Source organism: Oceanobacillus alkalisoli, from assembly GCF_022213125.1.
GTDB classification, from domain to species: domain Bacteria; phylum Bacillota; class Bacilli; order Bacillales; family Amphibacillaceae; genus Oceanobacillus; species Oceanobacillus alkalisoli.
The window spans coordinates 1-9,339 of the sequence record NZ_JAKNRA010000031.1 but is presented as its reverse complement, the minus strand read 5'-3'; the positions used below and the strand labels follow the sequence as shown (position 1 = coordinate 9,339).

Annotated in this window: 10 protein-coding genes and 2 pseudogenes; 4 read left to right on the top strand and 8 right to left on the bottom strand. The window is 34.9% G+C overall.

Translation table 11 applies throughout. The features are described from left to right. Positions 1-88: 88 nt before the first annotated feature. The 3 genes from L3V42_RS17885 to L3V42_RS17875 all read right to left on the bottom strand — a co-directional run bounded on the left by L3V42_RS17885 (position 89) and on the right by L3V42_RS17875 (position 1,828). Positions 89-343, bottom strand: coding sequence for a helix-turn-helix domain-containing protein (locus L3V42_RS17885; protein WP_238472618.1), 255 nt, complete (start codon positions 341-343; stop codon positions 89-91). 24 nt (positions 344-367) lie between these two features. After that, positions 368-769 carry an RNA polymerase sigma factor gene (locus tag L3V42_RS17880; RefSeq protein WP_439651906.1) on the bottom strand — a complete coding sequence of 134 codons (402 nt, stop codon included), beginning with the start codon at positions 767-769 and terminating at the stop codon, positions 368-370. Between the two features lie 531 nt (positions 770-1,300). After that, positions 1,301-1,828 (bottom strand): DoxX family protein, encoded by a 528-nt coding sequence (locus tag L3V42_RS17875; RefSeq protein WP_156987685.1) that lies wholly within the window; start codon positions 1,826-1,828, stop codon positions 1,301-1,303. Positions 1,829-2,520: 692 nt separating this feature from the next. Between L3V42_RS17875 and L3V42_RS17870 the strand changes: the two genes are divergently transcribed. Then, a complete protein-coding gene (locus tag L3V42_RS17870) occupies positions 2,521-3,012 on the top strand; it encodes an MFS transporter (protein ID WP_238472617.1) in 492 nt (163 codons plus the stop codon). 128 nt (positions 3,013-3,140) lie between these two features. On the opposite strand, the pseudogene L3V42_RS18615 reads toward L3V42_RS17870, so the two are convergent. From L3V42_RS18615 to L3V42_RS17855, 4 genes and pseudogenes are all read right to left on the bottom strand, one after another. Continuing rightward, positions 3,141-3,566: pseudogene (locus L3V42_RS18615) on the bottom strand (CPBP family intramembrane glutamic endopeptidase); the annotation flags it as partial. Between the two features lie 265 nt (positions 3,567-3,831). After that, positions 3,832-4,281, bottom strand: coding sequence for a GNAT family N-acetyltransferase (locus L3V42_RS17865; protein WP_156987693.1), 450 nt, complete (start codon positions 4,279-4,281; stop codon positions 3,832-3,834). Between the two features lie 211 nt (positions 4,282-4,492). Then, the gene (locus L3V42_RS17860; RefSeq protein WP_238472616.1) at positions 4,493-5,179 is read right to left on the bottom strand and encodes an MBL fold metallo-hydrolase; all 687 of its coding nucleotides are present in this window, start codon (positions 5,177-5,179) and stop codon (positions 4,493-4,495) included. Next, positions 5,176-5,817 (bottom strand): TetR/AcrR family transcriptional regulator, encoded by a 642-nt coding sequence (locus tag L3V42_RS17855; RefSeq protein WP_207520894.1) that lies wholly within the window; start codon positions 5,815-5,817, stop codon positions 5,176-5,178. The genes L3V42_RS17860 and L3V42_RS17855 overlap by 4 nt, the downstream gene beginning before the upstream one ends. Positions 5,818-5,944: 127 nt before the next feature. Between L3V42_RS17855 and L3V42_RS17850 the strand changes: the two genes are divergently transcribed. From L3V42_RS17850 to L3V42_RS17845, 3 genes are all read left to right on the top strand, one after another. Next, complete coding sequence (locus tag L3V42_RS17850) at positions 5,945-6,556, top strand: dihydrofolate reductase family protein (RefSeq protein ID WP_207520895.1); 612 nt, start codon at positions 5,945-5,947, stop codon at positions 6,554-6,556. 148 nt (positions 6,557-6,704) lie between these two features. Next, positions 6,705-6,836: a hypothetical protein gene (locus L3V42_RS18390; protein WP_255783503.1), complete on the top strand. Its 132-nt coding sequence runs from the start codon at positions 6,705-6,707 to the stop codon at positions 6,834-6,836. Between the two features lie 619 nt (positions 6,837-7,455). Next, positions 7,456-8,271, top strand: coding sequence for an alpha/beta fold hydrolase (locus L3V42_RS17845; RefSeq protein WP_207520896.1), 816 nt, complete (start codon positions 7,456-7,458; stop codon positions 8,269-8,271). A gap of 288 nt (positions 8,272-8,559) precedes the next feature. On the opposite strand, the pseudogene L3V42_RS17840 reads toward L3V42_RS17845, so the two are convergent. Continuing rightward, a pseudogene (locus tag L3V42_RS17840) lies at positions 8,560-9,006 on the bottom strand (RNA polymerase sigma factor). Positions 9,007-9,339 lie beyond the last annotated feature (333 nt).

Below are 9,339 nucleotides of genomic sequence, written 5' to 3'. Positions count from 1 at the left end.
GATTTTTTGTTTATACTGCGCGGCGTTATCTTCCGTGCTTTCTTTGTCAAAGAACAATATATATGAAAGGGAAAACCTAACCATACAATCAAATCTTGAAATCTAAAATGCCCTGCATAAGCTTCGAACGTAAACGATCATGTGTGTCTACATCAATGCCCCAATACGTATTACCACGCTCATTATAAATTTTACGCATAGACAAACTTGCCATATAGCTTCCATAATGCAAAATAACGTAATTCATCGCTTCTGGATCACCCTTATTTGCAGCTAAAATAATTGGATACGGTAATAAGCCACATTCGTTGTCTTTTGTGTTAGCATCAATCATCCCAGTCATCTGCATGTTCCTCCAAAAATCGCTTTAACCTTTTAAAAGAGCTTGTCCGTCTTGTCTATACTGAACCGTACTACGAGGAATCTCTAATAGTTCGGCTATTTCTACATCTGATTTATCAAAAAAGTAATATAGTAGGACTGTCTTACGCTTTTCTATTGGCAAATTATGCAGCGCTTCAGCAAGTAATTTTGGAGTGATTTTCTTTCCAGCCACTTGAAAACTTTGTCCTTCTTCTCCTTCATATTGCTTATCTAAGGTAAAGAGTTGATTTTCTTCTTGTGGCGTGAGATCCGAAAATGTCATCTCCTTTGTTAGACGTTGTTGCCTTTCGTTATAAATGTTGATTGCTTCATTCTTCAATACACGTTTACAAAAAGCATTAAATGCACAGCGAACTTGCCACACGGTACAATCTGGTTCTATCATGCATTTCCTCTCCCTTTGCAACTGCAAAGGTGGGTGATGATTTCCCCTTTCATAACCTTCAACAAGATTTTTTATGAAATGCCAAAAATAAGAGTAATTTTCTTAAAAAATTATGAAATTCACAAAAAGCCCAACTGAACATAAGACAGCGGGGCATAAAAGTTGATATATTTTATTAGGAATTGTGTATTCGCACATTGCAGCCATAATAATCCCATAGCACTTTAAGACCTTTCTTGATAGGTCGAGTGATATTAAATCAGGGTAAACATAAATAAACACGGCGATAACCTCCTTCATATCGCCGTGTCCTTAAAAAAGAGCGAACTTAATACACCTGTTGAGAAAAATTCCTTTGTTAGTTGAAATGATTCCATAATAATTTAACCTCCATTTTAAGATATGAGATAACTAAGTCTTCTTTTCACTAATGTATATTCCTTCATTTAATATTACATATTTATTAACCTGATTTTCGGTGACATTGTAGCCGTTATCTTTTCTTCGACACTGGTAAAACCCGAATACTTTTTATGTCTGCCTATTATTCGAGTTTAGTTCTATTTCACTGTTTTCTAAACTTATATTTTTAGGATGTTGTTTTAATGGCTTATCTTCTTTACTAACATATAATGCCCAAACTATAAATATTGGCTGAAAAAAGATACGTACCCATGACATGGTCTGATTACTAAGTGTGCCTGTTATTTCTATCGTATGAAGCGCTTTATAAATATTTGCCGGAAGAACTGCAATAAAGTAAATCGCTAAAAGAATACCACTTAATTTTCTACTTGCCGGATAGATGAGCCCAATTGCAAGAACTATTTCTATGATACCTGTGATAAAAACAATAAACTCAGGAAATGGTATAAACTCAGGAAGCATTAATATCAATTCATTTTGTTTATAAAAATGACTTAGCCCAAAAAATATAAGAAATGCCGCCATGGCATAAGTCGCTAAACTCCGATAAGATTTATCCTTAAAGATAAGACCTGTTCGTGATAAAAAAACTAAAGTAAGGAAACTTCCAAATAAAATGATCAATGTAATCATCTTTTTCCCTCCAAATTCTTAATGGATACTATTCTGCAATATCTCTTTCATAAAGCGAATAAAAATATTTCTTTTTTAATAAAAAATGATAAGAAAAAACCTTTATATTTATAATTGCTATCACAAAAAAATCTAATCTTAATATAAGTATTTGATTTATTTTATGACATTTTTCATAATGCATGTTTATTATCAAGATGATATATAAAATTTAAAATACACATGATAAACTTAGTAGAAGAATTGACAGACAGTATTGAAGACCAATGTTTTGAACCATATTGGCTGAAAAGTAATGAATCATATAGTTGTTGATTCCACAAGTTATCTTACGGAATAAGGAGGGGAATAGATGAAGCTTACCAATCATAAAGGCTATATACGATTTTAGCTCGCTTCGACAGTTTCAGGATTTGGTACGTATATAACGACACTTGCTCTTCAAGTCTTAGTAGTAGTTAACATGCAGGACAGTGCTGTCGACGTAGGTTGGGTTAATTCTTCGAGGTGGATTCCTTACGTGTTGTTAGGTTTACTGGCGGTAATTTATATTTTGGTAGTTTTTGGAGAAATTGGTATAGGTAGTTTAATAGTTATAATGATAATTTTTGGGTCTATGTCACTATTTAACGATGCGGCGAGTCAATCTTTTGTACCCCAGCTAGTACCGAAAGGGTTGTTGATGCGTGCACATGCTCTATTGGCGCAAAGTACAGCCGTATCTGAAACTAGTGGACCGACTGTTTCTGGACTTAATTGCTTGGCTGAGCGCTCCGTTTGCAATCTTAGTTAATGGATTATTCTATTTGTATTCGATATTAGTCATTGCTTTTATCAGACATGATCCAATACGAGTAAAAACTTCAGAAAAGCGACTTGGAATACAAATAAAAGAAGGTTTACGCTGGGTGTACAAGCATGAATTTCTTCGTACATTAGATTTAAACACACATGTTTGGTTCCTATTCCATAGCATGATTGGTACCGCTCTCATTACCTTTGCTCCTACTGAATTAGGATTTAATGCATCGACTTTAGGTTTGGTTCTTTCTGCTACAGGTATCGGAGCAGTACTTGGTTCCACACTTTTAACCAGTGAGGAAGCGTTGGGGACTTGGAGCAGGTATAGCTTTTTCACGTTTGCTATATTGTCCTGCAGTCACGCATCTCCTCTTTACTTATAAATTTATCCCACCTTATTCCCTTCAATGGAACATGAGTTGAATTTATAAAATAACAAGCGGCTTCATTATAATTCATACAATACATGGCTCTTTAAAATATTTCAAAACAGTAAACTCCAATTATTTTACTAAATTGGTTCTTTATTACGCCACTTGTGGTTGGAATAAATGAATGACAATACAGTCGCTCCAACAACAGATGGTAGCAAAATAAAGGCAAAAAATTTCAGTGTCATCAAACCACTTACATCAAAATGATTATGGAGGGGACTTAAAATTTGAAATGCAGTCATAATAGCTACGTGGAATCCAATTGATGTCCACACATTACCTGAAATTGCCCTAACCAGACCTAATATGATTGCAAAGGCAGGAAGAAACTGAATCTGTTCAATGGAATACATGGCTCCTATAAAATATGCAAATAATGAGAACAACAGTGTTTGCAAGATGATCGTTATCCAATGAGGAAATAAAGCATTTAAATACCGGTATATATATCCTCTAAAAATAAACTCTTCAGGTAATGCTTCTATCAAAAATACAATGAAATAAAATAAAAATGCTGAATAATAGGTAGTTTAAATCTGAATGAATTTTTATTTCAACCAATCCAAACATGAGACTAATAATTGTCCCAATAAATGCAGGAATTACCCAAATAAGTAGGCCTAGAAAAAAAGAAAAGATATTCTTTTTTAAAGTTCCTTGTCCCAGTTGTTTCCACGAAACTTTATCAATTTTAAGTGTTGCTTGAATGAGTATAAAGGTTAAAGTCGCAGTGGCTACAGCCGTTAAGAAATGATTCAATTAAACTATTTACAAAATCAGTTTCATGCCTTCGTGGCTTGCCAAGAAACCTAATTTTTCATAAAAGCGATGAGCGTCGCTGCGTTGTTTATCAGTAGTTAGTTGAACCATTCCACATTCTTTCAATTTAGCGATTGAAATAGCTTCTTTAAATAATTTTTCACCAATCTTTTTTCCACGATATTCTCGATCAACTCGTACACCTTCAATTTGCGCACGTTTCATTCCTTGTCTTGCTATTCCAGGAATGATTGTCAGTTGCAGACATCCAATTATCTTTTCATTTTCAACAGCTAAAATAATTTGATTGCCATTCTGTAATTCAATTTCATTAAATGCCTCCATATAAGCAGCTGGTAACGGCTCTTCAAACCGTTCACGTTGTGAGCCTAATTCATCATCAGCAAGTAATCGGACAATTGAATATAAATCATTTTTATTTGCTTTACGGAATTCCATTAATCATCGCCTCAATTCTTTGATTTGTCCCTAAATATAAGTGAAGTCCTTACTATGATCTGCTATCTTGATACTTTAGTCCCTAGAATAAAACCAGCTCCTTTCAAATTAATATCGATTTATGGTTCTGTCATATGAGACACTCAAGCCATTAGCCCTAAATATTGCATTAATCCAAACCATCTAAAAAAGAATGACATATCCGGTTAGATTACCCCTTCATCATAGACTCATATCGTGTATTATCGATATATTCATCTATTTGATCCGCGGGAAGAAATACCGATTTGCCATGACAAACCTCCAGACGTTCAGGTTTTAGCTGGCTCACAACCCGACTGCTTTTCACTGCTTGGTTCATATCGGCAGTGAACATGGGTATCGGTTTGTGGAGTTTCCCCTTTTTCGAAGTGAAAAGGTCCCCCGCTAATAAAACCCGGTCTTCATGGTGAAAAAAAGCAACATGTCCTGGTGAATGTCCCGGCGTGAAAAAAGGGGTGAGACTGCCGAACGTTTGGAGGTTTTTATTTTCATCCTCTGAGAAAGAATGAATCAACCCTTTTTTGACAGATGCTGTGGCTTTTTTTCTGCCAGGATAAGGATAGTCACCTTCCATGTAGGGAATTTCTATTCGATGAGCAAACACTGGTACTGTTTTCACTTTTAAAATCCTCTTTATTGCCCCAACGTGGTCGGAATGCCCGTGGGTTAAGACGATCCTTTTCAGTGGACCAGCGTTTAGTTGTTCAATAAAATTAAGAATTCCCTTAGCCATCGATGACAAACCTGCATCAACTAAAGTCACACCGTTCTCTTCCACAACAACCCAAACGTGAATGGGGATGAGCATCCATGTTTTTAATGACCAAATATGGTCAGATACTTGGTCAATTTTCATTTGTGTTCAGCCTCCATCCTCATTTTTTGATGAAAGCCATAAAGCAATACATCGATAGTATCGTCAAAAGTCCCATCTAACCGTTTAACCAATTCCTCTGCGGACTCTTCAGAGTTTTCATAGGTGCCCACAATCCCATGTAGAGTATAAAAGTAAATACGACCAAAGGACAACATCCTAGGATCATTCTCTTCGATTTGAAGACAGGTCTGAAGACTTTGTTTAATCAGGTTAAAAAGTTCAATCCTTATTTTGTTCACTTCAATCTCTGGGTTTTCCTCATCAACTCGGCTTGGCTTCGTATGGAAAAATATATGAACCATGGTGCGATTTGACAGACAAAAATGAATGAATTGCTGACTAACAGTTTTTAATTTGCTTTTTGGCTGTAAGTTTGTTTGTTCTATAATTTCTTCCATTTGTTGTTTCAAACTCTGTAATGGTGGCATGGAAAGATAATGAAGCAACGCTAGTTTGTTTTCAAAATAAATATAAATGGTTGTATGTGAGCATCCTGCCTCTTGCGCAATTTCTCGCATTGTCACCACCTCAAACCCCCGTTTACTAAAAAGTTTCCTGGCGGCATTTACTATGTCTTGCTTTGTTCTTTCAGAACGTGGAAGTTGCTTTTGAACCATTTTGAATCCCTCGCATTTTTCAAAGTCTAATAATCATCTGCCACTAGATAACCATTGGTTATATAATAACCAATGGTTATGGAGATGTCAATAAGCAATTTTGTTAATCAATAGAAGGGATGGTCGTATGAGTAAAGTAATTCTTGATATTTCTATGTCGTTAGACGGTTTTATAGCTGGTTCAAATGATGATCAGAAGCAACCACTTGGAGATAGGGGAGAAACCATTCACAGTTGGTTGTTTAGTGGTGATCAACCGAGTCGCTATAATGATTTTTTTAAGTTATCAAGCATAAATAGAAATGTTTTCGATGAATCTATCCCAACAACAACAGGTGCCATGGTTGTTTGGAGGAGAACATTTGATAATGTAAATGGATGGGGAGGTAGCCATCCCATTCAAGGTGTACCCGTTTTTGTCGTGACCCATAAGGCACCAAAAACGTATCTTGAAGGTAACACTCGATTTACGTTTGTGACTGATGGTATTGAAAGTGCTGTCAGGCAGGCAAAGAAAGCTGCAAACGGCAAAAATATAAGTATTGGTACGGCTAGTATTGGAAAGCAGTGTATTCAAGTACAGCTTCTTGATGAAATGCATCTTCATGTAGCCCTTATTCTTCTTGTGAAGGGTATTTGTTTATTCGATCAAATTGGAACTGAGCTTATCAAATTAGAAAGCGAAAAAGTTGTAGATGGTTCAGATGTCATACAGCTTAAGTATAAATTACTATATTAAAAAGTGTTTCTAAGGATTCTTTATTTTATTATTAGCTGGTTTTATTACTATTTTTGATCTTCTTGTCGTAAATGTTGCCATTCCAAGCATTCAAGGTGACTTAGAGGCAAATTTTTCTCAAATAGCTTCATTGTCGCAGGCTATGAGCTTGGTTTCGGAATACTCTTGGTTACTAGCGGAAGGGGCAGAAGCAGAATTGATTGCGACTCACTTGATCTCCGTCCTTATTTTTGTCGGTATCGGTCAAGGGCTAGTCATGACGGAAAATTGGGATGGATAGAACTCGCTTTATACTTATTCCCTACACAAAAGGTCTATTTGTTGCATGATTAATAAAAAATGTAAAAGTTTTTATTAGCTTAAGTTCAGATAGCTGTAATTTTTTTGTCTTCCGCTATTATCACAAATGGGACTGTATATTTTACCAAAAGGATAAGCGCTTTCTTTAAAAAACTGAAAAAGCCCGATTGACTTAAAGGTTATTCGAGCCTAAAAAATTTGCTTTCCTAATTGATTAATCCAGTTTTTTGAGAAGTGGGAATGAAATTAAAGTGCGGTAACAATGTAGTATTTGGATAAAATAACCAAAACAAAAAGTTTTCACAATATATACTCACATTAGAAAAAGATATAAATTGGATAATTGTAGAATAAAAAAATTTTATTTGAAACACCACGACTTGTTACATTTCTTGATCAAGTCGTGATATTAATAACGTTTTAGTATATCAATTAACAAAATGATATTGAATTAAGTTATTGATGGTATTTGGTATAGTGTGTAACGGGGTAATATACCTGTTTAATATATGTTAAACTGATATAGAATGATTAGTTTAAGGAATTTTTTATTCCAATATCGGGCCAGTATGCTGAACAAAATTTGGAGAATAGAGTAGGTGATTGTGATTAATAATTTTCAAATTGAATCCGAGGGAAGCAATTTAAATGTTTTAGATTTCGGAGGTAATGAAGATGTAGATTTTTTATTACTACATGGATTAGCGGGTCGTGGGAGTGAATGGAAAAGCACTGCGGAATGGCTTACTAAATACGGTCATGTAATTGCGCTCGACCAACGTGGCCATGGTCAAAGCCAGTCAATAATTCCTGATTTTTCGCGTGAAGCTTATATACAGGATGCTATTAATGTAATTGAACAATATTGTGATGCTCCAATCGTCCTGATTGGTCAATCTATGGGTGGACTTAACGCATTTCTTGTTGCTGCCAAACACCCAGATCTTGTAAAGGCTCTTATTGTTGTAGAAGCAACTCCTGAGCCGGATCCTAAAGCACAAGATAATATAAGAAATTGGTTAGAAAGTTGGCCAGTACCTTTTCTTAATTTTGATGATGCTAAAAGATTTTTCGGTGGAGACACCTTATATGGTCGAACCTTCGCAGAGTCGTTGGAGAAACAACCAGATGGGTATTGGCCAGCATTTAATAATAGGGACATGATTCATTCAATTAAAGATGTTGTTTCCCAAAATTACTGGGAGGATTGGGGGAAAATCAGTTGCCCAACATTAATTGTTGGAGGAGAAAAAAGCTTTATTTCCCAAGACATACTAAGGAATATGGCTAAAAACATTACAGATGGGCGCTATATCTGTATTTCTGAGGCTGGACACGATTTGCATTTGGAGGCATCTTCTACATTTCGCGAAGTTGTTGAAAGTTTTTTGAAAGAAATTTTTATAGACAAGTAATCTTACATTAGCAGAGCGCGATTGCAGAAGATAGCTTTACATCCTTTATGCCATATGGGCGAGTTTGTAGCATAAAAGAAACCTCTGAGGTACTAAAGAATTTTACATTCTAATTATAAGTTTAACATAAGGAATCCATTGTCATGGGTTCTCTTTTTATAATCAAAAAGGTGGTGAATATACAAAGCAATGAGAAAGCTATATGAAGATTTATCAGATATTCTAGATATACAGTGGGTGGCTGTATGATGATCTTCTTCGAAATATCGGTAGGGAATCATATAGCTTTTAGTATTGATTAATGATTGGATTAAAGGCGTTACATAAGAATATACATTCTGTATGCTCCTCCATGAATTTTTTAATAAAAGCTAGTCTACTAGTTCGGTGACGATAGACTGTTGAACGATTTAATCTCAATAACTCTGCAATTTCGGTATCGCTCATATCCATAAAATAATAAAGTATAATAATCCTGCGTTTTTCTTTGTCAGGTTTCGTAATGCTTCACTTAACAAATCACTTTTTACACCAATGTTAGAACCGTACACTGTGAACATTTGCAAATCCGTGGCATAGTGATCAAAAGTAAATAATTGATTCACAAGAGAATTCTCTGCATTAGAAAAGGAAATTTCTTGTTTTGAAATGATTTTTACGCTCATCTTCCATCGCACTCTTACAGATATAATAAAATTGATTTTCTATGGTTGGTTGAAAAGAAGATGGTTTCATTTTTCTCACCTCCTTTCGTGTCATAAAAGGAAGTGAGCTATTCTTTTTTCTCCCTTTGTACTAAGTCCCAACACAAAAGAGATGTTTGTTGCATAATTGAAAAAACTACTTAAAAAATTCTCAACAAACAAAAAACACATAAACAGATTGCTCAGTCTATTTCTATTGTATCGCCAATAGAAACACAATTAAGCCTGTACTATCAGAAATGATGCCATATTTTTTCATTAATTTATTTTGAACCATGTAATATTCTTTCTCGGTAATTATTTACGGGTTAGCAGTTGTTTTAACATAGCAATTTGCATACCATAAGTAATCAAGTTCTGTTTC

What these genes read in the sequence shown, in the direction of transcription:
- L3V42_RS17885 (WP_238472618.1), bottom strand. Translation starts at nt 343, where the DNA reads ATGACTGGGATGATTGATGCTAACACAAAAGACAACGAATGTGGCTTA.
- L3V42_RS17880 (WP_439651906.1), bottom strand. Translation starts at nt 769, where the DNA reads ATGATAGAACCAGATTGTACCGTGTGGCAAGTTCGCTGTGCATTTAAT.
- L3V42_RS17875 (WP_156987685.1), bottom strand. Translation starts at nt 1,828, where the DNA reads ATGATTACATTGATCATTTTATTTGGAAGTTTCCTTACTTTAGTTTTT.
- L3V42_RS17870 (WP_238472617.1), top strand. Translation starts at nt 2,521, where the DNA reads ATGCTCTATTGGCGCAAAGTACAGCCGTATCTGAAACTAGTGGACCGA.
- L3V42_RS17865 (WP_156987693.1), bottom strand. Translation starts at nt 4,281, where the DNA reads ATGGAATTCCGTAAAGCAAATAAAAATGATTTATATTCAATTGTCCGA.
- L3V42_RS17860 (WP_238472616.1), bottom strand. Translation starts at nt 5,179, where the DNA reads ATGAAAATTGACCAAGTATCTGACCATATTTGGTCATTAAAAACATGG.
- L3V42_RS17855 (WP_207520894.1), bottom strand. Translation starts at nt 5,817, where the DNA reads ATGGTTCAAAAGCAACTTCCACGTTCTGAAAGAACAAAGCAAGACATA.
- L3V42_RS17850 (WP_207520895.1), top strand. Translation starts at nt 5,945, where the DNA reads ATGAGTAAAGTAATTCTTGATATTTCTATGTCGTTAGACGGTTTTATA.